Genomic DNA, 26,292 nt, shown 5'->3' on the forward strand with positions numbered 1-26,292 from the left:
CTTATCGGAGTGCTTCTTACCCTGATAGCAGTCGCCGGTTACGCGACCCAGTCAAGGATCAGTGTCCTCAACATGGCAGGATACATGTCGGACATTATGTCTTGTTGGTCGAACCCCGGCTACATGGTCGTTCATCACAATGAAATAGGAAAAGACGCCGTCGGAATGGAATTCGGCTTTGACAACCCGACCAACAACGGCGACATGGACAGGTGGGGTTATCTCCATTACGGCAATGCCAATCAGTATCTCGGCATAGCCGTCAACCGCCCGGCCACTTTCCGCGGTTTGTTCGATTTCCAGAACAACCTTCCAGCGGGCATGACCTGGACTCCCGCCGGTTTGATGGCAGGAACCGAAGACTACGTCAATGACACGCTTCAGGTTCCCAACAACATTCTCGACGTAATCTGGTCGAAGAACTGGGGCCCGAAAGCCGGTCTCGGAATAAACCTCAATTTCGGTTACTGGGGATATTCGACGACAGCTCCCAACTGGGAACCCACTCTTAATTCTATGAAGATAGGATTACTCCTCGGCTACTACACCATGCCCATGGACGTAACAGTCGGATTCGACATGCTCACTTCGAGCGCTGAAATCAAAGCTATAGCAGGCGCAGTGACAACGACCGACAAATTCGACAATTCGAACATGGCAGTCAACCTCGGCTTCAAGTACAAAATGTATCCCAACCAGACGACGAAAGTAATTCTTCCCTTGGTTGGCTTAAGCTACGAAACCGGAAACGGCGAATACGATCCCAACGGAGTGGACTGGAATCCCACACTCAAATATACTGATCTGTCATTCGTTCTTGGAACAGGAATAGTATGGTCAGGAGCCACCTGGCAGGCCGGACTCGCAGCCGAACTCGGTTACGAAACAGGCAAACTCACAAAAGAAAACGACGTCTCCAACAACAACGACCAGGAAGGCACGATGAACACCATCACCTTCCCCAGGGTTAAAGCCGGTGCGGAATCACAGGTTTTCTCATGGCTGACTGCAAGAGCCGGAATGACCTATCAGCTCAACATGGTCACCGAGAAACTGACTACGACAGCCGCCGGAGCCAGCGTTGAAAACGAAAGAAAGACCCAGTTCGGCAAGAACATGAACGTTCAGGTCGGCCTCGGCGTCCATTTCGGACCAAACTTCACGATAGACACCGAAGTAAGTGAAGACCTTCTTTACAACGGTCCCTATCTCATCTCCGGCGCCAACAACGGCACCGATCCGATGAATCTTTGCGTATCAGCGGTTTATCACTTCTGATAATCTGATCATATAAAAAAAGGGCGGAAGTTTTCTTCCGCCCTTTTTTTTATTCTAATCAATTGTTCCTTAGCTTATACAATTTTTCTTCACCGACTCCGTGAGGATGAATTGTATTCAATTCATCCTTCGTTTTCTCAGTGGCGGATATTTATTCGTTATTATAATTTGTTAAAACAAATACAGTTTCTACCACGAAGCAGAGACATGCTGAATTACATTCAGCATGTCTCTTACACGAAGGTCTGCTTATTTGCACATAACAAATAATCAGACTACACGAAGTATAAAATTTGAAATACAAATTTTATAAAGAATAATTTGTTTGTTTTACCTTCACTTCGTGAAGGATGAATTGTATTCAATTCATCCTTCGTGTAGAAAAAATGTACTCATTTTTCCTTCGTGGTTGATATTCTTTCTTATCTTTTCTTTTATTCTTAACTAAATCTTCGTGCTATCGGTTAATCAGGCTTTCCTGTTTCTCACCTTTTCTTTTATCCTCTGGATGTGACCTCTTCCCATGCCCTTGACTTCGCATCCGAGTTCAAAAAGTTTTTCAATTTTATCGTCTGAAAGAATTCCGAAGCAGTCGACTACTGCGATAGAGCCATCTGCCATCGAAATTATCTTTTCCGCTTCAAGCTTCAGATACGGTTCGTGCGGCACCGCGAGGACTACGGCGTCTGCTTGTTTCAAGGCTTTCTCGAGATCTTTTTCAACCACGACATTTTTCAGTTCTTCCTGGTTCCTGAAAAAATGCTTTCTCGAGCTTTCGGGCGACGGATAAACGTCCTGTTCCTCCAGTTCGTACCAGTGCGCGACGTAAGGATCGTGTACACGGACGTCAGCACCCATCTCCGCGAGTTTTCTCGCTATGAGTTCGCTTCCGCTGTATCTCGTATCACCGACATCCTGCCTGTAGCTTGCGCCGCATATGACGACTGTAGAACCGGCAATATATTTTCCCATGTTCCTCAAAGCGTCTCTGGCCAGTTGAGCGGCGTGCAAACCTCTCGTGTCGTTTATATCAATAGACGCTGGAGTGATTCTGAACAGGTCGTCTCCATCGTCGAATCCAAGTATGTGCCTGTACGCCCAGTATCCTAGCCCTCCGTCTTTCGGAAGACAGTATCCGCCTATGCCCGGTCCAGGAAAAATTATGTTGCTGTGTGTCGGCCTCATCTTAATTGCTTTGATGACTTTAATAAGGTCCACTCCGTTTCTTTCCGCGAAAACGCTCCATTCGTTTATGAAAGCGAGTATTGCAGCCCTGTATGAATTCTCGACTATCTTAGTAGTCTCTGATTCGATCGGCCTGTCCATCACCGTCAGAGGGAATTCCTTTGTGTTGAGGACTTCGTTGAGAAATTTCACAACTCTCTCTTTCGCCTCTTCGTCGCAACCTGCGCACACTCTCCAGAAATCGCGAATGCTTCTTACATATTCTCTTCCCGGCATCACTCTTTCGAAACTGTGCGACAGCAAAGGCTTTCCTTTCAAGTTTCTCTTGAGGAAAGCTTTTTTTAGAATGGGATATGCGACAAATTCAGTCGTCCCGGGGGCGACGGTAGTCTCTATTAGAACCAGACACTTTTCCTGTATTTTTTCGCCGATTATTCTTATCGTTTCTTCCAGGGCTCTCATGTCAGTTTCACCGGTTCTCATGTCGCCTAGGTCTCTTTTTACAAAATCGCACTGTACATCGACGATGACGCAGTCTGCAAGCTTGAGGCAGTCGTTGTTGTAGGTCGCAACTAAGTTTTTACGCTCGATGACGCATCTTTTTATCAGTTCTTCTACTTCCGGATCTTCAGCCTTGACAGGAGATTCTCCCCTGTTCAAAAGATGAATCTTCCACAAGCTTCTCGCGCTGGGTCTCTGACATCCAATTACGAATTTACCGGGTTCCCCTTTATCATTCGCGGAGTCGGCGACTATTGCCGCCATTACTGCTCCAACAAATCCGACCCCCATGACCACGACTATTTCTTTTCCTTCGTCCCGGGCTTTTTTTGAGAGGGCTTCAATTTTGTCATATTCCTTGTCGTATTCTTCCTTTTTAGGAAGAGGGAATTTCTCGCCTTGCGGGCTTTCCGAGTATAATTCGCATTCGGGGGTAATCTTTTTCATCTGACCTCCATTTAATAATGCAGAAAAATTTTAGGTAATAATCAGTTCTTTTTTGCGAAAAGTTCTTTCACCGGTTCCCGGGTCAAAACTATTATTGAAAAAACACCCAGGACAGTTCCGTAAGGCACCATGATGCATAACAAGCAGGCTATCGCCAGACAGTAATGATAACGGGTGGTTTTTCTCAGATTCTTTCCGGCTAAAAAAATCAACAGAGCCAAAGTCCATCCGACGAGCACCACAATTCCACCTACGATAATGAATATTACTCCGACCATTGCGGGAGGGGCTTCACTCTGCTCGTCGAATGCGCCATGAGCGCCGGCAATGAGCAGGATAATTCCTATTGTGATGTGTATGAGAGGAAAACATGAGACCAGCGCAGTGAATCCGCTCATTATGAAATGAAACAGAGACAGAGTCTTCAAGTTATTGAGTTCTTCCTGCATCTTCGGCCCTCCTTCTCAAGAGAGAACTTTATTGATCATGATCCTCAGAAGACCTATGTTCGCGTTTTCGTCGGCCACTACAATGCCTGTATTTCCAGAGTTTTTAACTACCATGATGACGTCTTTTTCAGTAGAAATCGAAAAATAACTTATTGGCTGTTCTCTTCCTCCTTCAAGAAAAGGAATGACTTCAAGCACAATCCTTCTCAATACGTTCTCTTTGTCCAGTTCTCTTTCGATTTCATCGGTTTTTTTATCTTGAGAAAAATAATAAAACTTTCTCACGCCAGACTGCTGTTTGACCGATTCGATATTTTTCATAAATTCTTCCGCGCCATGTTGAAAATTTTTCCAAGCTCAATTTTAGCTATGCCGGTCTTCTTTTTGTCGCAAAAGGACGTGATTGAAAAATCTTTGTCTATGTATCCCAGTATTGACTCTTCTGTATATTCCGCTGTCCAGTAAAGTATTTCTTCACTCAGTGTTTTTACGTTTTCAAGAGCGCTGCGGGCGGAGTTCTCATAATTTTTATCACCCGCTTCGAAAAAACTCGATCCTTTTTCCAACATGAGATAAAGCGCTATTTTTCTGTCGAAAATTGACTTTATAACGCTTTCACATCCCGAAACATCAAATTCTGATTTTTCTTTTTCGGCCTTCAAGGTTCTGACTATTACATCGAGAGCTTCCTTTGTCTTTCCATTTTCGAGTTTGGGCACAGGCAATGAAGTTTTCTCTAAATCCGATAATTTACCGACTTCAGGTTGTTCAGACGAAGTGAAATCAGTCTCAAAATCCTTCAGTATCTCATCGAGCTTCTCGTCCTGGATTTCTTTTTTCGGTTCCTCTTTTCCACCTGGACTTTCTTTTTCCGGTGAAGTTTTAAAAAAACCTTCCGGGGGCGGTGGAACCGGCAAGTTCGCCCACTTTTTCGCGAACTCCCTTCTGTTTTTCTTACCAGTGTCTTTGTTTTCCTCCAAACCTTCCGCCTTTCTCAATATGTGAGAAATTAAATTCTCGGGGTCTGAATTCCTGACAAAATGCTTGTCCTCGGGAAGACCGTGATTCCTGATTTCCGAAAAAGACGGAGAATCAGGATCGAGGAGCAATGATTTGTAAAAAGCAATTTTAGCCAAATCGGTTTTTTTTTTTCAGCCAAAAATCTACCCAAAGAATGCCACGCGACAGAGTCAAAAGGATCGGCTCTCACTGAACTTATTAATTTATCGATGTCTTTGTTTTCCTTATTCATTTTTTTCAACGCTTCAGATACTTATACCACATTGCCGCTTTCTTTTACAAGCCTCAGCTGATTTTATTTGAACTTCTTCTCTTTAAAACACTCTATCCATCTGTCGGTGCTGTCGATGTTTTTATGTTCTTCCATCTCAATTTTTTTCAAACTGAAAGGTTTCAATCGGAAAAAATATTCAGGTGAGCCGAGAGCGTCCGCTTCTTTTTTCTTGTGGAAATGAGGTTTTTTATAGGAAAGAGATTCAATGGCGGATGCCCTGACAGAGCGTATTTTTTCTCCACCGGCTTTTTCGAGTATTTCCGAAAGAAAACTTACGTTGTCTTTTCCCGGTAAAGGTTCAAATATCCTGGCTGAAGTGAAAACCTCTCCAACCGCACTGATGAAAGACGAGTCAGATTCAAAGTGAGCCGAACAAGGCAGAAAAACGTCCGCTTTTCTCGCTGTTTGTGTTAATGTGAAGTCTGAAACAACTAAAAATTCTGCTTTTTCAAACACCTCTTTATGTTTCTCGTCCGAACAAGGGTCTTCCCTGAATATAAGTACTCCTTTCAACTTTTCACTTTTGCATAATGCTTGCCTGGCTTTATTACCCGATTCAGGGGGTTCATAAATCCTATAAGCGAAGCTGTTTGAATGAGATCCGAGCAATATAAAGCCGTTTCCTTTTTGAAACAGTTTTCCGGTCAAAACGAAATACGAACAAATAAGCCGCAGAGTCTCCGGGTAGGAGTACTGATCGGAGTTAAGAAGAAAAACTACATTTTTTTCGGGAGCGGAAAGAGCGTCTACGAATTTTTTTATCATCCTTCTCTTTATACCCGTTGTCTCTTCGACGGTCCTGAGAGACCATTTCTTCAGCGATTCTTCAAAAGCGCTGAAATCCGAAGTTAATTTCGCTATTATTTCCCACTTCAATCCACCCTTGGATATAAGCGAGTTCAGCAGAGCCGCTATTAAATATCCGTCTTCACCGTTTTTAAAACACAGGGACAAGTCCGCTTTTTTGGATAAAATACTGGCCTCGTTCGGGTCTATGAGAAAAACCGCCGCTCCTTCGGATTTTCTTTTGTTTATTCTCATGGCCGCGACAGGATTTCTATTTTCGATGTCTCCTATTGCGACAATCACATCGGCCATATCGAGATCGTTAAAATCTGCCGTCGATCTCCCGTATGTCTCGGGTAAATCGTTCAGAAGTTCAGATTCAGGGGAAAAAAGAGCCGACAAGCTCGCGCAAACACCGGTTCTGAACGCATCTGAAATCTTGCGCAGCAAAAACATTTCTTCTGCGCTCGATTTCCTGGAAAAAAATACCGCGTTTGAATCCTGTTCCCCGGACGAAGACTTGAAACCCGAAACAACGGCATCAATCGCTGTTTCCCAATCCGTCTCTACGAGACGGCCGTTTTTATTTATCATAGGTCTGGTCATTCTCGATCCGTCTTTGATCAATTCATGACCGAACCTGCCTCTGAAACAAAGAAGTCCTTTCGACGGACCCTCGACCTCTCCGTTTCTACCGGAACCTATTTTCCAGGATCCGGTCGGATCCATTTCAACCAAAAGATGACATCCGACCGAGCAGAAAGAGCAAACCGATTTTATTTTTTCCAGAAGGCGAGGGATGGGTTTTGCGGAAGACGGGACATTCGCGATGGCTCCCGTCGGACAGACGTCTATGCAATTTCCGCAGTTTATGCAGTCCGTGTTCCTCAATCCTTCTCCCGGTATAGGGCACACCTGAGTATTGAAACCTCTGTCAATAAACCCGTAAACAGACGGTCCTACTATATCACTGCACGTTCTCACGCACCTTCCGCAGAGTATGCATTTATTCTGATCGAGAAGGATAAAAGGATGACTTCTGTCTACAGGCGTAATTCTGACTTCTCCTAAAAACCTGCTGACGTCGGCGTCGTAAGCCGTAGCGTAATCCCGTAAGGCGCATGCATCCTGCAAGGAACAGCCGCATTCGAGGCATCTCGATGCTTCGTTCGGAACGTCTTTTTCGTCTATCCCTTTTTCTACTTCACGTTCGTCCTCGATTCTTTCTTGAGGTTCTTCCTCAAGCATGGCGCTTCTTTTAAAAGGAGAGGCGAATTTATAGTAATTCTCGGGTGCGCGGCCGAATAAATCCCTCTTTGAAATAAATTTTGTCTTAAAATCAGACGTTTTTCCAGAGAGGTACCCGTCAATTGCTTTCGCGGCTTTTTGTCCCTGCGCTATCGCATCTATTACAACAGCGGGGCCGAGAACTGCGTCTCCTCCGGCAAACACATCTTCCTGGCTCGTTTTCAATGTCCTTTCGTCGGCGACTATTGTGTTCCATTTTGTTTTATCCAGGCCGATGCCGGCAAGATCGGGTTTTTGTCCGATGGCGGAAATAAGATTGTTGCACTCAATTTCAAAATCGCTCCCGGGGACAGGCACGGGTCTTCTTCTGCCTGATGAGTCAGGTGCACCGAGCTCCATTTTCTGGCACTTGAGAGCTTTAAGTTCACCTTTTTTCCCGGTCAAAAATCCTGTCGGGGCGGTCAGGAATAAAAGTTCCACTCCTTCTTCCTCCGCTCCGTGAATTTCCAGGGGATCGGCCGGCATCTCGTTTCTTGTCCTTCTGTAAAGAAGAGTCACCTTAACGACGTCTTTCTCCCTGACGGCAGTTCTCGCGGCATCTATGGCAGTATTCCCTCCTCCGACTACAATCACTTTTCCTTTGAGCCGGACCTCTCCCTTTAACTGATGCTCTCTGAGATAGTCTATCCCCGAAAGGATTCCCGGTATCTTATCCTCGCCTTCTATTCCCATGTTTTGACTCGACCAGGCGCCTGTGCCTATGAAAACCGCAGAAAAGCCTTCTTTTTTCAGGTCTTCGTAAGTGAAATCCCTTCCGTAACGAACTCCCGTCTTTACCTTCACTCCTAAGTCGAGAATGAATCCAATTTCCTTATCGAGAACGGATTTAGGAAGCCTGTATTCGGGGATTCCGTATCTGAGCATGCCGCCGAGTTTTTCCATCATGTCGTATACAGTTACTCCGTAACCCTCTTTTGCGAGATAATAAGCCGCGGTCAAACCCGCCGGTCCCCCTCCTATTACCGCGACGCTTTTTCCGTTGAATTTTTTCGGAGTTTCATTTTCGTGATGTTCTCTTTCGTAATCCGAAGCGTATCTTTTCAGATAATTGATCCCGACCGGCTGTTCGTCCACTTCCTTTCTTCTGCAGTTAAGTTCGCATTTCCTGACGCATATCCTTCCGCATACTACAGGCAGGGGATTTTTTTCCCTTATGGTTTTGACTGCTTCAGAATACTTTCCCGCGGATATAAGGGCTATGTATGTCTGGACATCGACGTTAGCCGGACAACCTTCACTGCACGGAGCGACACAGTCGGCGTAATGATTCGAAAGAAGCAGTTCGAGAGCCATCTTCCGCGTCTGATAAATCCTCTCATTGTAGGTGCTGACAACCATTCCTTCAGCGACCGGAGTCGAACAGGAAGGAACCAGTTTGTTCATACCCTGCACTTCGACGACGCAGAGAAAACACGAACCAAACGGAGGCAATTCAGGGTCGTGGCAGAGGGTCGGAATTTCGGCAATGTTGAATTCCCTGACAGTTTCAAGAATCGTGCTTCCCTGTCTGGCTTCAACCTGTTTTCCGTCTATTGTTAAATTGACAGTGGACATCTCAATCTCCTATTCTTTGTAAACGGCGTCTTTCGGGCAAACTTCCATGCATTTACCGCATGATATGCATAATTCGGCGTCTATGACATGCACTTTTTTAGGTTCTCCGGAAATTGCTTTCACCGGACATTTCTTTGCGCAAAGCGTACAACCTATGCATTTTTCAGGGTCTATAACGTATTTGACGAGTGCGGAACATACTCTGGCAGGACATTTTTTGTCAATTATGTGCGCTTCGTATTCGCTCAAAAAATATTTCAGGGTCGTCAGAACGGGATTCGGGGCTGTCTGGCCGAGTCCGCATAGCGAAGCGGATTTTATTTTTTCCGCCAATTCGTAAAGTTTCGGGATGTCTTCACGTTCGCCTTCTCCATTGGTTATCCTGGTCAAAATCTCGAGCATTTTCTTGGTCCCGATTCTGCAGAAAGTGCATTTACCGCAAGATTCTTTCTGAGTGAAGCTGAGAAAAAATCTCGCAACGTCTACCATGCAAGTGTCCTCGTCCATGACTATCAGACCGCCGGATCCCATAATCGCTCCGGTTTTGACAATTTCCTCATAGTCAATGGAAATGCCGCACATATCAGCGGGTATGCATCCTCCGGACGGTCCGCCCATCTGCACAGCTTTAAGTTTTTTTCCGTTTCTTATCCCTCCTGCGATTTCGTTGACGACCTCATTGATCGTCAGTCCCATGGGGACTTCTATCAATCCGCTTCTGTTTATCTTTCCCGCAAGAGCGAATACTTTCGTCCCTTTGCTTTTTTCAGTTCCGACACATGCGAATTTTTCGGCGCCGTTCATAATTATCCAAGGAATGTTCGCGAATGTTTCGACATTGTTAATATTAGTAGGCTTTCCCCACAACCCGCTGACTGCCGGAAAGGGCGGTCTTACTCTCGGCATCCCTCTTTTCCCTTCTATTGAAGCGATGAGAGCGGTCTCTTCTCCGCAAACGAAAGCTCCGGCTCCTTCTTTTATTCTCAATGAAAACGCGAAGGGACTCTTGAAAATCCCGCTTCCGAGGTATCCTCTTTCCGTGGCTGAATTTATAGCTATTTTCAGTCTTTCTATTGCCTTGGGATATTCCGCTCTGACGTAAATGTAGCCTTCCTGAGCGCCGACGGCGTAGGCGCAAATAAGCATTCCTTCAATTACGGAATGAGGATCGCTTTCGAGGACGCTTCTGTCCATGAAAGCGCCCGGGTCGCCTTCGTCGGCGTTGCATATCACGTATTTTTTATCGCCTGGGCTCATCTTCGTAAAAAGCCATTTTCGTCCCGTAGGGAATCCGCCTCCGCCTCTGCCCCTCAGACCGCTGGCCGTTATTTCTTCAATGACTTCCTCGGGAGTGTAATCGAAAATGACTTTTTCAAGCGCTGCATAACCGTCCCTGTCGATGTAATCATCAATGCTTTCTGGATTTATAATGCCGCAGTTTCTTAGGACGACACGCATTTGTTTTGAAAAAAGATCGGCTTCCCCCTTCTTGTCGAAATCATAGACGACAAGATCTTCTATCTCCCCGTCTTCAATGACCGCTTCTTCGAGAATCCGGACAGCTTTTTCGGTGTCAATTTCGCCGAATATTGTTTTTGTGCCGTCTTCTTTTCTCAACTCGACAAGGGGCTCTTTGTAGCACATTCCAATGCACCCTGTTTTTTCAAGTCTCACTTTGTCGTGCAGATTCTTTTCGTTTATAAGTTCCGCCAGATGATTCCAAACTTTTTCAGCTCCGGCGGATATTCCGCAAGTCCCCATTCCGACGAGCAGCGTTTTCATTTTTTGTCTCCTTCATTTTTTCTGTACGAATCCAGAATACTGCGAATCGAATCAGGGGTCAGTTTTCCGTAAGTTTCATCGTCAATCATTACAGCCGGAGAAAGGCTGCAGCAGCCGAGACACGCCACAGACTGCAGGGTGAATAATCCGTCTTCAGTGTTTTCGTTTTCTCCGACTGAAAGGTGCTCTTCGACCGCTTTCATAATCTCCTTCGAACCGTTGACGTGACAGGCGGTGCCCTGGCAGACCTTGATTATATGCTTGCCTACAGGCTTTAGCCTGAACTGTTTATAAAACGTAGCCACTCCGTATATACTGCTCTGTGGAATCGTTGTCGCTTCGGATATAACTGAGACGATTTCCGACGGCACGTATGAATAGATATCCTGAGCTGCCTGCAAAAGCGGTATTATTGACCCTTTATCTTTGCCGTATCTCCTGAGTTGTCTTCTGAACATCTCGTCTTTAATCTGTTTCGATGCGGATACCATCTGACCTCCATCATTTTACAATTTAAGCGCGGCGATGTATAATCCCGCTGATCATGTTCAACTGCGCAAGAAAGTCTTTTTATCTGATCGGAGATTTCTCAAAAAAACCGACTCCGGAAAAAATACAACACTTTTCCTTTTTCCTGTTCATGTTGGTTTTTTTTCTCGCTCCTCTTGTGTCTAAAAACAGACATTTATCGAGCGGTGGAATTTTCACATCCGCCGTGCTCGCTGTCGCAATTTTCGTTATTATTTCATACTTTCGCAAAATTGACAACATCCCGCTTTCATTGCCTTTTTTAATCACTTTCACGATTTTTTCTGCTTTTTCCGCCGTTTTTTCAGAAGAAAAAGAGCTCTCAACGGTCCAGGTTTCATATTTTTTTTCGTGGTCAGCCGCTTTTTTTTGCGGATACGCCTTCAGGGAAAAAAGAGACTTGTTTTACCGGATTGCGGTTTTCTCGGCTTCTGCCGCTCTCATTTACTCGCTTTGGCAGTACTTTGTAATTTTCCCCGCCATTAAAGACATGCTGGCTTCAGGTTCAGGTCTTGTTGAAACGTCTTCGGAACTTATTTCCGCAGGAAGGATATTTTCGACTTTTCAGTATCCGAACTCGTTTGCCGCCTATCTTCTGCTCGTTTCGGGATTGATATGGATTTTACTTGAAAAAAATGACAGCGGCTCCATATTGAAAGCGTTTCTGTGCGTGGTCTGGTTCTCGGTTTCATTTTTCATCTACCTGACCTCTTCGAGACTCGCTTTAGCGCTTTGGGCTCTTTTTATAGTAGGAACCGCGATCTATTTTTATAAAAAAAACAAAAAAATGCTTTTTTTGATAACAGTGCTCGCCCTGGCGGGCACTTCGACGGCAGTGATAATTAACAGATCGAACGAAGAACCGGCCACCAGGGAAATTCACGAAAGGGCTCACTCACTCAAAACCGATTCCGGATCAAAACTTCTCACTTTTTACGGTGCCGTAAACATGACTCTGGACAATCCTTTTACCGGATCCGGACCGGGAATGTTTAAAAGACAATATCCGCGATACAGACCGGTTGGCCAGACGGACGTCCCCTCCTCCGCTCACAACATCATACTTGACGTGTCCTCGACCGCCGGGATCCCTGCCTCCTTGTTTCTCGCCGCCGCGCTTTTCTTTATCCTCGCGGATTCATTATCTTTTCCCCTTCTGTTTTTCACTTTTCTGTCTTTACTACTTCATTCACTCGGCGACTGGGATTTCAACAACTTCGGAATTTCTATTGTTTTTTTCACATTAGCCGGAGCCCATTCAAAACCTTGCGCTTTGAAAAAGCCGAAGCTTTTTTCTCTCGCTCTTGCCCTTTCATTTCCATTTTTTATTTTTTTTTCAATGAGGTCGGGTATCGCCGGAAGGTTTTACGAAAGAGGGGATTTTCTTCTGCGTTTTGGACACCCGGAATCGGCCGTTTTTTACTCGGACAGAGCCATTCAAATCAACCCATCAAGAGCCGATTACTTCTTTTTGAAAGGTTTGTCCTTCCGCGACCCGGACAGCGCCGAAAACGCTTTTCTTGAGGCATCGGCACGCTCTCCTCTGTGGTTCGAACCGTATTATCATCTCGGTAAAATAAACATGGCGAGCGGCGACTGTATATCGGCAAGGCGTTACTTTGAAACGGCTTACGGTTTGTTCCCGTCGTCCGTGGAAATTAAAAGTCTTCTCGATTCACTGGAATCTCAAGGCCGTTGATCTTTTAACAGGAAAGATTTTATCGAAACCTGCCTGTTTACTCGAAGCAATTTGCCTTCCATGCCGTAATATAAATTACCTTGTTTGTTTGGATGATTTACAGAATGTTAAGAAATTTTCCTTTTAAATCATTATAAGTGTAAAAATTTTGATGTACAATATTTATATATGGTTCGGCATCAGGCATCAAAAGTCCTCGTGGCAATACTCAAGAATAAAGAGGATTTGCTTATCGCGAGAGATCTTCACTGGTACAGGATACCCGTAGATAAAGCGGACAAGCTCCTGTCGAAGAAATGGCCGCCGGAATGGCTCGCTTTTTACATGCCGAAAATATTCGGAAAAGAGGCGTTTTCGGTGAGACATTACGCCCGGGTTTTGAGGATTGAAAAGGCGAAAAGATGGCAGTTGTTCCCTCAAAACCCTTTGAACAATGACAGCGACAAGGAATACTATCAGTTGCTGATATCGGATCTTTACAACCTGGTTCAACCCATCCACAGTAAAAGATTGAGAAGGATAGTTTTCATTCAGACAAGCTTGAAAAAACTCCTCTCGGCCGAAGAGATCAACGATCTCTATGAAGGCAGTAAAATTGAAGAAAAGATGTGGAATGAATTGAAAATCAGAAATATCAGCGCCGAAAGACAGGTTTTGATAAGTTCCGGAGAGAAAAACTATTTTCTCGATTTTGCCATATACTGCAAAAAAGGCAGGATCGACGTGGAAACTGACGGCGATTTTTGGCACAACAATCCGAAAACGGCTGTAAAAGACAACGAAAGGAACAACGACCTCGCCTCTCTGGGCTGGCAGGTTCTGCGTTTTTCATCTGGTCAAATTGATAAAGACGGAGCCCGGTATTGCATGAACAAGATAATTCAAACCATAAATGCCTTGTCGGGTTTTGACCGTTGTCAGCGCGAAAAAAAATAGAAGGATTCAGACCTCATTGTCTCTATGGAATAACATTGACTTCAATTTCAAACAGCACAATATTTACAAGCATTTTCTGTATAAATTTACATCAGTTTTGTTGTAAAATCTTTTTAACGCGCACAAATCCAAGGGAGGCAAAATGAGAAAGAGCATTTTACTGATAGCTTTGCCGGCTGCGGTTTTTCTACTCTCGTGCAGTAAAAGCACAAGGGACGGGGCAGACACAACCGCTGTTTCCGACACATCTGCTGCTGTTGTCCCTGATGAGCCTATGAATCCCAAAGAGCTCGGAGAAGAAATAGGTTCGGTTTATCTGAAAGCCCTTGAAGATGTAACCGATCTGATCAAAGATAAACCCGACGCAGAGGAAATAAGACCTGCCGTCGAAGAACTGAAAGAAGCCAACATTCAGATCCTGGTTGAACTCGGAAAACTCAGAGAGGCTATGAACCCCTCCGACAGAGGGCTCGTGGACATAGCCATCATGGGAAAACTCGACAGCTTGAGTAAAGTTGAGTGGTACACGACGTACACGACAGTAATCTCTGAATATGCTTCAACGAACAGGGATTTCTACGACCTTCTTTCTAGCTTCAACATAATAGGCCAGTACGCTAATTTTGATCTTCTGAAAAACCAGGAACCCGAAGAAGCAAAACGCCTCGGTATTGAGTAACGAGGTAAATCAGGACTGCCGGCATGAAGACCGCAAAATAACCGGCTTCATACCGCTTCTTGACGATTGGGACCGGTGAGTCTTACAACGAAGAGCCGTGCGCTGCAGGACTGTCGCCGCTGCAAACGCCTGCAGCGGCAGCTTCAGTCTTATTTTTCAAAATCATCAGTTTTCATTCCGCAGCGAAATTAATGTTTCGTAACGCCTCAGCGCTTTTTTCCCTGAATCGTTGAGAATATAAAGGCCTTTTGATTTTCTATCGAACCAGCCGTAGAAATTGTTATGAAGAACTCTCTGCGTTTTCTCAAAACAGCCCATTTCTCTCAGCTTTTTCGGACTTGATTCTCCGCATTTTTCGAGAGCCGAAGCTATCTTTATGGCTTCAAGCCTGTATGAAGTGATTTTTTCAGCGGATCCTGAACTGCCCGACACGTTTAATTCGGCGTATCTCCCATGGATTTCATTGAGAACCGCGCGAAGCTTTTTCTTCGATTTTCTTTTTGCGAAAGGAAGGGGTTGCAAAAGTATTTCGACTCTTGTTTTTTTCTTCATGAAATAAACGGCTATGAGTCCTATTTCAAGTGTCCGCAAGAGTTTTCTTACACTTCTATAATTTCGCGTCCACTTTTTTTCAGATGAAACAGGTACTGCGACGTAGACCGAGTCCGTAATCTCTTTTCTCAGATTGGCCTGCGCCAGAAGAGCCACAGAAAGGCGGGTTTTCATCTCGACAACAACGATTTCACCGTCTTTTCTTGCAACGATATCACAGTTGTTGACTTCGCAGTTTACAGAGTATCCCTGCGATTCAAGAAAACGCTTGAGGGGCGAATGGAGGTCCGTCTCTTTCATCTTTCAATATATCCGGCTTATTTACCGGGAAATTCCCTCAAAATAAAACAGGCGTCATTGATCCGGAACTGCCTTTTTAAGGCTGTCAAATAAATGACGTTTCGCATCTTTCCCTCTCTTTTCCGCGGTTCAATGTTAAACTGATAATATTATTCTGCAAAAGCCATACGCCGAAACGAGGCACCTCGGCGAACCGCTTACACATTTTACTCCGCTGAACGCAAAACAGGAAGAAGAAGGCGGTTTCTATTTCACCAGACGGTTATCGTCTGCGGTCCGTCGCCTATGAGCCATTTTCGGGTAACTGAGTCGCCTGTGACCTCGGCAATACTGTCTGCGCCGAAACAGGCGACATATACCTTTCCCCCACAATATTCGACGTCCATGGCTCCTTCAGGAACGATAATCGGATTCGCGTTGCCCCTCAATATCTCTCCGTTTTTTCTGTACAGGTAGAGGTTTCCGCTCCCTCCCCACCCGCCGGCCGAGACATAAACGCTGTCGTTTCCTGAAGAGCAGAGCCTCATGGGCGTTCCTTCAATCAGGATGCTGTCTTTGACGCTCAGATTTACGGGATCGATAATGTAAATCCTTCCGTTGACAGTGATTCCCCAGTCTCCCGTGCAGGAAACGTGTATTTCGCCGCCCACGGCGGTCATGTACTGAGGATTCGTACCGACCTTTATGCTGTCCAAAACTGAATCTGATACAGCGCTGACAGCATAAACATATCCCTGTCCGTAACTGTAGGTCGCCGAATTATAGCCCGTGCAAGCGACAAATACAGTTTGGCCTTCTGCAAGAACTCCTTCCGGGGCTTTTCCTACGTTTATTCTTTTCTTTATTTCATAAGGATTTGCCGTGGCTACTACGAGTTCGTCGGACATAAAGCACGATGTGTAAATCTTAGAGTTGTGGCAATCCAATCCGAATGGATTTACGGTACCTCCGAGACTGATAGAAGACTCAAAACAAATGCCGTCTCCGCTTTTTCTGTACCTGTCGAGAGTCGATGACTGGGAACAGACAACATAGAGGAATCCCCCCATTGTGTCGACATCGTTTGGGACTTGCCCTGTGCCAACAGCATTGACGACTGCGCTCCAGTCGGAAGTTTTGACGAACGAAACCGTTTCCGCCAAATTGTTTATCACGATTATCCAGCATTCCGTCGTGACATTTCCTCCCGGCCCAGCGGGCGAAGATGTTTTTGAACACGAAAACAACATCACAAACAGCAGAAGTCCGCAGAATTTCTTTCTTACCATTTTACACTCACCTCAGTTTTAAAAATTCTTCCTTCAACAGGCATTTGTTCCACGACCATATATCTATCATCAAAAATGTTTTTCACTGAAAAAACAAAAGTCCATTCAGAGTGCATAATACTCCTTGAACAAGATACAAATACGTCAAAAACTCTGTATGGATTGAGGGACGTATTTGAAATTCCGAGAGGATCCGTGTTCGCCTCTCTCGTATATCTTCTGGCAACAGCCCTGTACAATACTTCCGCCGAAAAAACCCCTCTTTTATATCCCGTTTCCGAAGAGAATCTATAAACCGGGCGATAAGTTATGTAATTTCCGTAATTGATGTCTCCGCCAGTCCTGTTCTTTACGTCCTGAAGGGAAAGCCCAAGCTTAAAATAAAAACCGGCGGGTATATCCGCACTTAAATAAAAATCACAGCCCAGCCCTTTGGCCTTTCCAAGGTTGAAGGGTTGATACTGCCCTTTGAAATTTCTTCTCCACACGATCATGTCTTCGAGAATTCCGTAGAAACCTGAAACCGAAAACGACCAGCCCGGCAAGCTTGATCCTGTCATATTAAAATTCAAGCCGAGTGTGTTGGAAATTTCCGGCTTTAAATCGGGATTGCCCGAAGAATAAACCGTTTCAACCGTGTGCGTGTTAGAAAAATCCGGATAATGTATGTTGCGTGAAAAACCGACACCGCCCGAGGACACTGACGTGGAAGAGTGAGAAGAGATATTCAGTCCGGCCGAATACGACCAGAATACTTTGCTTTTGCCGTTTGCGCGGCAGATTGACGGAGCAAGTTCAAAATCAAGTCTTCCTTTGCAGACCCCAAGGGATTTAGTCAGAATAGTTGCCAGGGAAAGAATTATTTCGCTTCTCCTTGCTCTGATTTCGGGTAAAAAATCCCTCAGACCGTCCCTGAAAAAATAATTCTGATTGTTCCAGCGGCAATCTATTATCAGTTCCGCCCAGGAACTTACCGAAGGTGTGAAATTTAACGACATATCCGTCCGGGTTGAGACGGTTTCTGAACTTTCCGGGAAAAAATAAGCGCTGTCGTTTTGACCGGGGATGGGTTGTCTTTCAGGGCAGAAATAGAAATTACTCGTCAAACCGTGCGAAACCGACAAGGCACAAGGAACTCCGAAAAACGATACGGGCAGTTTTGCCCATGCCGTAAAGTTACAATCGTTCATCCTTGACAAAGTCATAAGCGTACCGTCCGCTTGACCAGGTATTCCTTTCTCACGAGCGCTTCCGGCGACGGACAATTCAATTTTCCTTATAAAATAAGAAAAAATTCTCATTACACCCCTCAGGGATTTCGAATCGCTGTTTGAGATAACTCCGCCGGGGTAACCTTCGGCCGGGTATCCTCCGGAATAACCGTCGAAAGAAACGTCGAGAGATATTTTCTCCTTTTCCGTCAAAGGAAATCCCGAACCGAAGCCTAATCTTGCGGCGATCAATCCGTAAGAACCCGACAATACAGATATCTCGTTTTCTTCTCTTTCCTGACCTTTGAGGAATATCATAATTCGGCCTCCGGGCTCCGAACCGGCTCCCGGATTATTTACTACGACGATTCTTTTTACCGAAGTGATAGGTATCGAAGAGAGATCAAAAGCGCCGGTAACGGCGCTGTTCACTTTTACACCGTCGACATATATGCCTACTCTCCCTGCTGACGGGCCGCTCAGCGAAACGCTTGACACATCACCCGCGTTTTGCCTGCTTATCGTAACTCCGGCTATTCCTTCCAGAACGTCAGGCAAGTCGAAGCACCCTGAACCCTCAATGTTTTCCGAATCAATGATGATAATATTGCCTTCGGTCCTTTTCTCTCCCCAGACGGTTATCCCCTCTGCTTCTATAGACTGGGACTCCAAGAAAACAAACATTTGCCTTGTTTCAGTCTGTTCAATCTCCAGGAAGAACACACGTTTCTCATAGCCGATCCTCCGTACAGACAACATGTGTTGACCCCACGGAATGCTCTGTACATGGAATTCACCGCCGGGTCCGGTAATACATACAAGCCTTTCATCGACGAATATGGATGCGGCTTCTATGGGAGATAAATCGGCGGCGTCTTTCACCACACCGTATAGGGCGGCGCTTTCAAGCGTCAAACGGAATAATGATATAAAAACGAACCCAGAAATAAAAAACCCCTCCATTCAATGGAGAGGTCATGCACAAGCTTTTCGCCCGCACACGAACCCCCCGTCGTGCGTAACTAAATCCTTCAGCGTCAGGTCTTCTGACTCTCGCTTCATCCTCAGGCGAGCCTTCCCGGATTTTCCAGTGGCACGTTTCGCCTTCGTCAGCGATCACAGCGGCGGGGACCGTCTCCGTTCATCGGAACTTCCCTTGTCGCCGAAGAATTTTTAAGGCAAAATTAAATCATTTATGATAATAAATGTCAACATATAAAGGCGGATTCAATTGGCAAAAATTATATCTATTACCAATCAAAAAGGCGGCGTCGCCAAAACGACAACCGCTGTCAATCTCGGAGCGTCCCTCGCGGCTGCTGAAAAAAAAATACTCATTGTAGACGCCGACCCTCAAGCCAACGCGACTATAGGCCTCGGGGTTGATGCCGCAAATATAAAAACTCTCTACGATGTTTTCTCGGGAAACTGCATGGCTCTCGACGCGATTATCAAATTTGACTACCTTCCGTTTTTTCATCTCATACCGGCCTCTCAGCATCTGTCTGGAATGGAAGTTGAGTTAGCCGGAGAAAAGGACAGAAACGAATTCCTCAAAGATTCTTTAAAAGAATTAGGGAATCATTACGATTACATAATTCTCGACACGCCTCCTACCCTGGGGATTCTCACGGTCAACGCCCTTGCAGCTGCAGACGGGATACTCATAACAATGCAGCCTGAATTCTACGCTCTTGACGGATTGAGCAAACTGATGAGAACATACGAATTGGTCAGTCGGGAACTTAATCCTTCCCTCGATATAGAGGGAATAGTTTTCACTCTCGTCGACCCGCGTTTGAAATTAGTTAAGGAAATAATGGACGAGGTCAGGGGGTTTTTCCCCCAGCACGTCTTTTCGACATACGTGGCGAGAAACATAAGACTTGCCGAAGCTCCGAGTTTCGGGAAACCGATACTTCTCTACGATGCGGAATCCATCGGCGCCAAGAACTATGTGTCTCTCGCCGTGGAGTTTTTAAAAAGAGAAAGGCTTAAAAATGAAAAAAAGACTGGGTAAAGGTTTTGACGCACTGATAGGCGCGGCGTCCTCTCTCAAAACGTCAGACGACGCCCTCGTCGAACTCGATATAGAACTTCTTAAAAAAGGTAAATTTCAGCCCCGGACGTATTTCGACGATGAAACTCTAGCTGAACTGTCTCAGTCGATAAAACAGGACGGCATAATTGAACCCTTGATAATCCGTCCGTCTTCCGACGGCCGATACGAAATAATCTGCGGTGAGAGAAGATTTGAAGCCGCTAAAAAGGTGGGTCTGAAAACGGTTCCTGTAATAATCAAAGACGTCCCCGACTTGAAGGCTCTCGAAATTTCAATGATAGAAAACCTGCAGAGAGAAAACCTGAACCCGATCGAGGAAGCCGAAGGATACAGCATAATGTCTTCAAAATTTCATCTGAGCCAGCAGGACATTTCGGACAGAGTGGGAAAAAGCAGGTCGACGGTCGCCAACTCTCTTCGCCTTCTGGACCTTCCGGATGAAGTCAAACTGCTCGTCAGAAAAGCCAGCATTTCAGCCGGTCACGCCAGAGCCATACTATCGCTGAAGGAAAAAAGGCTTATGATGATCGCCGCTCAGAGAATCATAGACAAAAACCTCTCCGTACGCGAGACTGAAAATTATGTCGAAGACATTAAAAAAACCCACAAACCTGAAAAAAGACGGAAGCCCATCCACGGAAACCCGGAAATTTCCGCGATCGAAAGCAGGCTGTCAGAAAAAATCGGTAATCCGGTAAAAATCAAGATGGCCGGAAAAAAAGGCCGTCTTGTCATCGAATTCTTTTCTTACGACGAACTGAACCAAATAATGAAGCGATTCGGTTTAACCGAGCTTCAGTAATCCTTCATCGGGAGGGCAGATGAAATCAACAAACGAACGCCTGAGAACATTTTGTGAAATACCCGGTTTAACGGGCATGGAAGCCGCCGTGGCAAAAAAATTCATCGAAGAGGCGAAACCCTTTTCTGACGAAACATACATAGATCATGTCGGAAACGCCGTAGCAGTAAAAAGAGGCTCGGGCAAAAGAAAAATACTCGCCGCCGCTCACATGGACGAGATCGGACTGATAATTACCAAAATTCTGAAGGGCGGATATCTCAGAGTTTATCAGGTCGGAGGAGTCGACCGATCTATTCTCCTGGGCCAGGAAGTCGTAGTGCATACTTCGAAGGGCGAAATCGAAGGAGTCGTCGGATCCAAACCTCCGCATCTCATGGCGCCGGAAGAACAGAAGAAACCCCTTGGCTGGGACGGTATTTTCATCGACACTAGCCTTGATGAAAAAGAAGTCGTCTCAAAAATTGCCGTGGGCGATTTCATATCTTTCAAGGCCAACAGCGTCGAACTTCTCGACAAAAGTTTTTCATCAAAATCCATAGACGACAGATTCGGCCTCGCTGTACTTGTTATGACGCTCGAAAGACTGCACAATATCAATACTGACTGGAATTTTTACGCCGTCGGCACAGTTCAGGAAGAATGGACCGGATTAGGCGCAAAAAGCTCCGCCTACGCTATTAATCCTGACGTCGCCGTGGCACTCGATGTCACTCACGGCAACATGCCCGGTTTAAAAGAATCGGAAACTTTTAAACTCGGCAAAGGAATAACCCTGTCGGTAGGACCCAACATACACAGAGGAATCCTTTCCAAAGCGAAAAAAATATGCGAATACGAAGAGATACCTTACGCCAATGAAATAGCACCTTACGGGACAGGCACCGACGCTTACACAATCCAGCTGATCAGGAACGGAATCCCGTGCATTGTGATATCCGCTCCGGTCAGATCCATGCATTCTCCGGTTGAGACGATTTCACACAAGGACGTTGAAAGATCTGCCCGTTTGTTATCTTCCCTGGTCACAGAACTGGATGATGATGATCTCGACATCGACAAACCGGAAATAAAAGAAGACGAAAAGGAGTAGCCGATGTATCTTGAAAAACTGTCTAATTTATGCGGCGTTGCCGGCTACGAGCACAATGTCAGGAAATTCATAAAAGAGAACGTCTCAAAATATGTGACTTCCGTGGAGACGGATTCTTTGGGAAATCTTATATGCTATAAGAAAGGAACTGAGAAATCCTCAAAAATTCTGCTTGCTGCTCACATGGACGAGGTCGGTTTTATCGTTGAAAGCGTCAGCAAAGAAGGATTCATACACTTCACTCCGTCAGGAGGGATAGATCCGAGAGTACTGCCTGCCAAGAGAGTGCTCATAGGTGATAAAGCCGTTCCGGGGATAATATGCTGGCCGCCTCCCCATCTAAATAAAAAACCCGCTTCTTCGGTACCTGAAGTCTCCGGACTTATTGTTGACATCGGCGCTGAAAATGACAAATCCGCACTTAAAAAAATAGCTGTCGGTGATTTCATCACTTTTGACACTAAATTCGGACATTTGACCAAAGACAGAGTAAAGGGCAAAGCTTTCGACGACAGAATAGGATGCTCTCTTCTCATGGAGATACTCAAAAAACATGAAGGTTATCCTTTCGACATTTTCGGAGTTTTCACAGTGCAGGAAGAAGTCGGTCTGAGAGGCGCAGGCGTAATAGGAGAAAGAATAGACCCAAAAGCAGCCATTGTGCTTGAAGGGACAGGAGCGGCTGACTTTCCTCCCGACGACGAGGAACTCGATCTTCCTTCATATCCGTCTTTAGGGAAAGGCGCTGTGGTCACTTTGACAGACCGTTCCATTTCGGTCGGGAAAAAAATGATCGACATCATCGAAAAAACCGCCAAGGAAAACAGGATAAAATATCAGTTCAAACAGCCTCAGATCGGAGGAACAGACGCCGGAAGAATTCACGTTTCCAGGAAAGGAATTCCCTGCGCTATATTCAGCGTTCCATCACGGTACATACACTCGCCGGTCTCAATTGCTTCGCTTTCTGATTACAGGGAAACACTGAATATGGCCTACGCCTGCCTGCCTGAATTTGCCAAAACATTTTCATGACAAGGAGTTAAAAATGAGAAATATAGCCGAAAAATTTACGCAAGTTTACGGTCCTTCGGGAAACGAAAACAAGATAAGAAAAACCATAGAATCCGAGATCAAATCTTTCGTCGACGAGATTCACACGGACAACCTGGGAAATCTCATAGCGAGAAAAAAGGGTCCAGGCAAAAAAATCCTATTTGCCGCCCACATGGACGAAATCGGAGTCATAGTCAATTACGCCGACGAAAAAGGATTTTTGCGCTTTGCGCCTCTGGGAGGAGTTTATCCGATGATAGCCGCCGGCCAGAGAGTCGTTTTTGAAGACGGCACACAGGGCGTCGTAGGCTGTGAATCCAGAGACATTACTCCCGGAACCATCCCCCCTCTCTCAAAAATGTACATAGACATAGGAGCAAAAGACAGGAAAGAAGCCCTCGCAAAAATCAGGATTGGCGACAAAGCGGGATTCTCAAACGGTTTTTCGGTAAACGGCCAGAGATGGATTTCAAAGGCTATGGACGACAGGATAGGTTGCGCGGTCATAGCGGACGCCATAAAGAAGATAAAGAAACCCGTAAACGACCTGTATTTCGTTTTCACGGTTCAGGAGGAGGTAGGTCTCAGAGGAGCCAAAACATCGGCTTACGCAATCGATCCCGCGCTTGCCGTCGCTGTTGACGTAACGGGAACGGGCGACACTCCAAAAGGATTCACGATGTCTGTCGAGATGGGAAAAGGTCCGGGGCTTAAAATTATGGACGCTTCCATTGTCGTCACAGAAAAAATGAAAAGTTATATGAGAGAAACCGCTGAAAAAAGAGACATTCCTTATCAAAACGAAATATTGGTTTTCGGCGGAACAGACGCCGGAGCGTTTAGCATGACCAGATCCGGCATTCATTCCGGATGCATTTCAGTTCCTTCAAGATATATCCATTCTCCCAGCGAAATGGTAGATTCATCCGACGTCGAAAACGCATCCAAGTGGATAGTATCAATGTGCGAAACGGACGCCGCCGCCGCCGGGTTTTAAAAAATGATGAGAACCGACGGCAGAATCGGCGAAGCTTCTCGGCAGATTAATATAATTGCGCCCTATCAGAAAAACGTGCCCGGTTCCTGTCTTTGCCAGTATGGTGAAACCTGGGTCTGTTGTTCGGTTTCCATAACCGACGGAGTGCCGGTCTGGCTGAAAGGCAAAGGCCACGGATGGCTTACCGCAGAATACGGCATGCTGCCCGGGTCTTCCTCTCAAAGAGTGAAAAGGGAAAGAATATACGCGAATTCCAGGTCTCTAGAGATCGGCAGACTCATTGGCAGGTCCCTTCGTTCTTCGGTGGACGTCAAAGCTCTTCCTCAAATGACCATTACAGTTGACTGCGATGTAATTCAAGCCGACGGCGGAACGAGAACAGCCTCAATAACCGGCTCGTGGGTCTCTTTGGTTATGGGTTTGAACCGGCTTCGTTCTCAGGGAACCTTGAAAAGCGACCCTATTATAAGGCAGATAGCCGCCATGAGTGCCGGATTCTGCCAAAATCGAGCACTGGTCGATCTCAACTATGAAGAAGACAGTTCCGCAGATTTCGACGCTAATTTTGTTTTCACCAAAGATCTCGACATCGTCGAAATACAATCCTCCGCAGAAGGCTATCCGATCACCAAAAAACAGTTTGTTACTCTTTTCGAATCGGTTTTAAAAGTCATGCCTTCCGTTTTTTCAGCCCAGGACAAAGTTTTGGATTCTCTCGGTCTCGCACTTAAATGCTGAACGGAAATCTGTTTACAAAAAAGGTCGATTCTCATCAAAGCAGAATCCGATTGGATTCATTTCTTTCTTCTTCCGGAGCTCCGACAAGCCGATCCAGGCTGAAAAAACTCATTGAGGACGGATTTGTTTCCGTAAACGGAGAAACCGTCCGCGTGCCCCATCATTATGTCAAACGAGGAGACGTGCTGATCGTTGCTTTCCCTAAAGAACCCGTCATGTCACTTGAGCCTGAAAACATAGACATCAAGATAGCCTACGAGGACGATGAAATTATAGTCGTGGACAAGCGTGCGGGATTAGTTGTTCATCCGGCTAAAGGGAACAGGGAAGGAACTCTCGTCAACGCACTCTTGTTTCATTCGAGTCTTTCCGAAAGCGGCTCACTCGAACATCGCCCCGGCATTGTCCACAGACTCGACAAGGACACTTCCGGACTGATGGTAACTGTGAAGACCGAGACGGCATACAGAAACCTTCAGAATCAGATATCTTCGAGAAAAATGAAAAGGGAGTACCTCGCACTGGTATGGGGGCAACCTGATAAAAACGGAACAATAGAAGCGCCTATTGGCAGGAGCACAGTCAACAGAAAAAAAATGGCGGTGACTTCATACAGGTCCAAAGATGCGAGAACTCATTTCAGAACACTAGTAAACTTCGGCGCGGCGACTCTGGTTCTTTGCAGTCTCGACACAGGAAGAACTCACCAGATAAGAGTTCACATGAAACACATAGGGCATCCAGTCATCGGAGACAGAGAATACGGCGGAGCAACCTCTTATCCTCAGGGTGTTTCGGGCAAATGGTCTTTTCAGGTAGAAAAGATCAGAAAACTCGTCCCCCGCCAATTCCTTCACGCCGCGAGGCTTTCGTTCGAGCATCCCCGCGACGGCAAAGGATTGAAATTTTACTCTCCTTTGCCCGAAGAACTCCGTCCCGTTCTTTTATTTCTATCAGAACAAAGATCTATTTATTTGTGCTCTGTGTAGATAACCGTGACTAAAGTGTTGTCACCGTCGCTGTTTTTTGAGGTGCTCACTGTAGCTTCCGAATTATCTTTCTTTATCTGAACCATGTATCCTTCAGGATGAGATGTTTCCATGACAATATCCCATCCCGTCAAGTTTTTGTAATAGTTAATTGCGTCTCCCGGGCTGTCATCTGTTTCAAAAACGACAGAATAATTATCGAATTCGTCTTCTTCGACAAACATTACGCTTTTTGCCCTGGCACCGGGATATACGATGTCTTCGTCAAGGTCGTAGTCGTCGAGATCGACGTCATCGGAATATTGATAAGACCCTGTTGAATCTTTTATGGTGATTGAGCCGTCTGAAATATCGACATCGCCGCCAGTAATTCCTTCTGTTATCTGTTCACCGATTTCTTCGCCGACTTTTTCAGATATTTTATCACCGAGGTTGCATGCGCCGCAGCAACCCTGCATCAGCGTTATCAAGGCAACGCATGACAACAAAATAATAATAAACCTCGTCATGATCCCTCCGTTTCAGATTTGAACATCTTCTTTTTTCTTCGTTTCCCGCGAGCGTCGCCGGATCAATCCGACCAAAGTTACAACGAATAGGTCGGCACCCACTACAACCAGGGCTATCGGCCAGTCTCTTTTTACACTCAAATAACCCGCGTTTGACAACCATAGAAGTGCTCCGACAACGATCAAAAGTATACTTAAGTTCATTGCAAATTTCACTTTTCCCCCTTTCACTTTAATTACTTATACCATAAAGACCTCATCTTTAAAAGCCTGTGCCTGGCGCTTGCGC

At 45.6% G+C, this 26,292-nt stretch carries 23 protein-coding genes and 1 riboswitch; of the genes, 11 read left to right on the forward strand and 12 right to left on the reverse strand.

Annotated elements, in window-relative coordinates; translation table 11 throughout:
* On the forward strand, positions 1-1,278 hold a 1,278-nt coding region (locus JXL83_01770), incomplete at its 5' end, for a hypothetical protein (GenBank protein ID MBN2362839.1).
* Between the two features lie 468 nt (positions 1,279-1,746).
* On the opposite strand, the gene JXL83_01775 is transcribed toward JXL83_01770, so the two are convergent.
* From JXL83_01775 to nuoE, 7 genes are all read right to left on the reverse strand, one after another.
* Positions 1,747-3,411 (reverse strand): nucleotide sugar dehydrogenase, encoded by a 1,665-nt coding sequence (locus JXL83_01775; GenBank protein MBN2362840.1) that lies wholly within the window; start codon positions 3,409-3,411, stop codon positions 1,747-1,749.
* Between the two features lie 41 nt (positions 3,412-3,452).
* Positions 3,453-3,860, reverse strand: coding sequence for a hypothetical protein (locus JXL83_01780; GenBank protein ID MBN2362841.1), 408 nt, complete (start codon positions 3,858-3,860; stop codon positions 3,453-3,455).
* 15 nt (positions 3,861-3,875) lie between these two features.
* Positions 3,876-4,181, reverse strand: a complete 306-nt coding sequence (locus JXL83_01785; protein ID MBN2362842.1) for a hypothetical protein — start codon at positions 4,179-4,181, stop codon at positions 3,876-3,878.
* The gene (locus tag JXL83_01790) at positions 4,178-4,996 is read right to left on the reverse strand and encodes a hypothetical protein (protein MBN2362843.1); all 819 of its coding nucleotides are present in this window, start codon (positions 4,994-4,996) and stop codon (positions 4,178-4,180) included. The genes JXL83_01785 and JXL83_01790 overlap by 4 nt, the downstream gene beginning before the upstream one ends.
* A 179-nt stretch (positions 4,997-5,175) precedes the next feature.
* Positions 5,176-8,802 (reverse strand): FAD-dependent oxidoreductase, encoded by a 3,627-nt coding sequence (locus tag JXL83_01795; protein MBN2362844.1) that lies wholly within the window; start codon positions 8,800-8,802, stop codon positions 5,176-5,178.
* A 9-nt stretch (positions 8,803-8,811) separates the two neighbouring features.
* Positions 8,812-10,584, reverse strand: coding sequence for an NADH-quinone oxidoreductase subunit NuoF (gene nuoF, locus JXL83_01800; protein ID MBN2362845.1), 1,773 nt, complete (start codon positions 10,582-10,584; stop codon positions 8,812-8,814).
* Positions 10,581-11,075 (reverse strand): NADH-quinone oxidoreductase subunit NuoE, encoded by a 495-nt coding sequence (nuoE, locus tag JXL83_01805; protein ID MBN2362846.1) that lies wholly within the window; start codon positions 11,073-11,075, stop codon positions 10,581-10,583. Before nuoE ends, nuoF begins: the two co-directional genes overlap by 4 nt.
* A 149-nt stretch (positions 11,076-11,224) precedes the next feature.
* Between nuoE and JXL83_01810 the strand changes: the two genes are divergently transcribed.
* The 3 genes from JXL83_01810 to JXL83_01820 all read left to right on the forward strand — a co-directional run bounded on the left by JXL83_01810 (position 11,225) and on the right by JXL83_01820 (position 14,426).
* Positions 11,225-12,811, forward strand: a complete 1,587-nt coding sequence (locus JXL83_01810; protein ID MBN2362847.1) for an O-antigen ligase family protein — start codon at positions 11,225-11,227, stop codon at positions 12,809-12,811.
* A 168-nt stretch (positions 12,812-12,979) separates the two neighbouring features.
* The gene (locus JXL83_01815) at positions 12,980-13,747 is read left to right on the forward strand and encodes a DUF559 domain-containing protein (protein MBN2362848.1); all 768 of its coding nucleotides are present in this window, start codon (positions 12,980-12,982) and stop codon (positions 13,745-13,747) included.
* Positions 13,748-13,889: 142 nt separating this feature from the next.
* Entirely contained in the window at positions 13,890-14,426 is a 537-nt protein-coding gene (locus JXL83_01820) for a hypothetical protein (GenBank protein MBN2362849.1), read from the forward strand.
* Between the two features lie 165 nt (positions 14,427-14,591).
* Here the strand turns inward: JXL83_01820 and JXL83_01825 are convergent, their stop codons facing one another.
* The 3 genes from JXL83_01825 to JXL83_01835 all read right to left on the reverse strand — a co-directional run bounded on the left by JXL83_01825 (position 14,592) and on the right by JXL83_01835 (position 18,720).
* Positions 14,592-15,278, reverse strand: coding sequence for a hypothetical protein (locus tag JXL83_01825; GenBank protein MBN2362850.1), 687 nt, complete (start codon positions 15,276-15,278; stop codon positions 14,592-14,594).
* Between the two features lie 251 nt (positions 15,279-15,529).
* On the reverse strand, positions 15,530-16,546 hold the full coding sequence (locus JXL83_01830; GenBank protein ID MBN2362851.1) for a hypothetical protein: 1,017 nt from the start codon (positions 16,544-16,546) through the stop codon (positions 15,530-15,532).
* Complete coding sequence (locus tag JXL83_01835; GenBank protein ID MBN2362852.1) at positions 16,540-18,720, reverse strand: TonB-dependent receptor; 2,181 nt, start codon at positions 18,718-18,720, stop codon at positions 16,540-16,542. Before JXL83_01835 ends, JXL83_01830 begins: the two co-directional genes overlap by 7 nt.
* Positions 18,721-18,775: 55 nt before the next feature.
* Positions 18,776-18,958, reverse strand: a riboswitch (cobalamin riboswitch).
* Between the two features lie 30 nt (positions 18,959-18,988).
* Here JXL83_01835 and JXL83_01840 point away from each other — a divergent pair.
* The 7 genes from JXL83_01840 to JXL83_01870 are packed head-to-tail and all read left to right on the forward strand — an operon-like array spanning position 18,989 to position 25,494.
* Positions 18,989-19,777 carry a ParA family protein gene (locus JXL83_01840; protein MBN2362853.1) on the forward strand — a complete coding sequence of 263 codons (789 nt, stop codon included), beginning with the start codon at positions 18,989-18,991 and terminating at the stop codon, positions 19,775-19,777.
* On the forward strand, positions 19,758-20,621 hold the full coding sequence (locus JXL83_01845) for a ParB/RepB/Spo0J family partition protein (GenBank protein ID MBN2362854.1): 864 nt from the start codon (positions 19,758-19,760) through the stop codon (positions 20,619-20,621). Before JXL83_01840 ends, JXL83_01845 begins: the two co-directional genes overlap by 20 nt.
* 19 nt (positions 20,622-20,640) lie before the next feature.
* Positions 20,641-21,714, forward strand: a complete 1,074-nt coding sequence (locus JXL83_01850) for a M42 family peptidase (protein ID MBN2362855.1) — start codon at positions 20,641-20,643, stop codon at positions 21,712-21,714.
* Positions 21,715-21,717: 3 nt separating this feature from the next.
* Entirely contained in the window at positions 21,718-22,749 is a 1,032-nt protein-coding gene (locus tag JXL83_01855; protein ID MBN2362856.1) for a M42 family metallopeptidase, read from the forward strand.
* Positions 22,750-22,762: 13 nt separating this feature from the next.
* The gene (locus JXL83_01860; protein ID MBN2362857.1) at positions 22,763-23,767 is read left to right on the forward strand and encodes a M42 family metallopeptidase; all 1,005 of its coding nucleotides are present in this window, start codon (positions 22,763-22,765) and stop codon (positions 23,765-23,767) included.
* Between the two features lie 3 nt (positions 23,768-23,770).
* Positions 23,771-24,505, forward strand: coding sequence for a ribonuclease PH (gene rph, locus JXL83_01865; GenBank protein MBN2362858.1), 735 nt, complete (start codon positions 23,771-23,773; stop codon positions 24,503-24,505).
* Positions 24,499-25,494 (forward strand): RluA family pseudouridine synthase, encoded by a 996-nt coding sequence (locus tag JXL83_01870; protein ID MBN2362859.1) that lies wholly within the window; start codon positions 24,499-24,501, stop codon positions 25,492-25,494. Before rph ends, JXL83_01870 begins: the two co-directional genes overlap by 7 nt.
* Here JXL83_01870 and JXL83_01875 read toward each other — a convergent pair.
* Entirely contained in the window at positions 25,476-26,003 is a 528-nt protein-coding gene (locus JXL83_01875) for a hypothetical protein (GenBank protein ID MBN2362860.1), read from the reverse strand. The two genes, JXL83_01870 and JXL83_01875, sit on opposite strands and share 19 nt — an antisense overlap.
* 12 nt (positions 26,004-26,015) lie before the next feature.
* Positions 26,016-26,219, reverse strand: coding sequence for a hypothetical protein (locus JXL83_01880; GenBank protein MBN2362861.1), 204 nt, complete (start codon positions 26,217-26,219; stop codon positions 26,016-26,018).
* Between the last annotated feature and the right edge of the window lie 73 nt (positions 26,220-26,292).

Source organism: candidate division WOR-3 bacterium (assembly GCA_016934535.1).
GTDB lineage: Bacteria > SDB-A > SDB-A > SDB-A > SDB-A > JAFGIG01.